Annotated in this window: 1 protein-coding gene; it reads left to right on the top strand. The window is 44.7% G+C overall.

The genetic code is table 11. The features are described 5' to 3' along the window. Nucleotides 1-406: 406 nt before the first annotated feature. The coding region (locus FYJ45_RS29310; RefSeq protein WP_195842049.1) for a reverse transcriptase N-terminal domain-containing protein at nucleotides 407-1,095 on the top strand (689 nt) is incomplete at its 3' end.

Raw genomic sequence — 1,095 nt, 5'->3', positions numbered from 1 at the left:
CGTACCGTTAGGATAAGAGTGCTATGACGAACGTAAAGTGAATCATCGTAAGAGTCGTTACAGGGAATAAGTGAAATAAGGCTGATACACTTACACCAAAAAGGTGCGGAGGTGGTCGCGGCGGCTTTCTCAACGCCGTAACAAATGGACACAGTCCTCCCGGCTCAAAGATGGCGTCTAAGGTACTCACAATTATTTATTATGCGGAACTTGGTAAGCCCTATGTGTTCCTTATTTAAGGTATTGAACCCGTAAGGGGGATAAATGACACAGAGGGTAAAGGAATTGGATAAAAAGCGAATGGCTCTGCTGTAATGGCGGAGCATAGGGGTTCAAAATTTGCCCCGACCTGAAAGGGTGCAGACTTATCCTACGGTATTTCATGACAAAGAATGGAGGTAAACCTATGAACGGTAATAATTCAACGACGGAAACAACAGTTTCTGAGAGATTATCGGACAGCAGACTGCTTGCCATGCAATGGAAAACCATTGACTGGAAGAAAGCAGAACAAGAAGTTAATAGGCTGCAAGTCAGGATTGTCAAGGCAACTCAAGAAAAGAAATGGAACGCAGTGAAACGGCTTCAATATCTGTTGACACACTCGTTCTATGCAAAAGCACTCGCCGTAAGGCGTGTGACCACGAACAAAGGAAAGAAAACCGCAGGTGTGGACGGAGCAATCTGGTCTACTCCTGCTATGAAGATGAGGGCTGTCCTATCTCTGACAGACAAAGGCTACAAAGCAAAACCGTTAAGACGTGTCTATATCGAAAAGAAAGATAAGAAAAAGAAACGTCCGCTTGGGATTCCAACCATGTATGACAGAGCAATGCAGGCGTTATATGCTCTGGCATTAGAGCCAGTGGCAGAAACAACCGCCGACACGAAATCATTCGGTTTCCGAAAAGGGCGTTGCTGTCAGGACGCTTGCGAATATATCTTTACGGCACTGTCACGCAAAGTATCGCCCGAATGGGTTTTAGAGGGCGATATTAAAGGCTGTTTTGATAATATCAGCCACGACTGGTTAATGGAAAATATTCCTATGGACAAATCCGTACTGAAACAATTCCTGAAAGCAGGATTCGTTTT

Source organism: Eisenbergiella porci, assembly GCF_009696275.1.
GTDB classification, from domain to species: domain Bacteria; phylum Bacillota; class Clostridia; order Lachnospirales; family Lachnospiraceae; genus Eisenbergiella; species Eisenbergiella porci.
The sequence above is the reverse complement of the archived record's forward strand: the minus strand, read 5'-3'. Positions and strand labels throughout refer to the sequence as shown.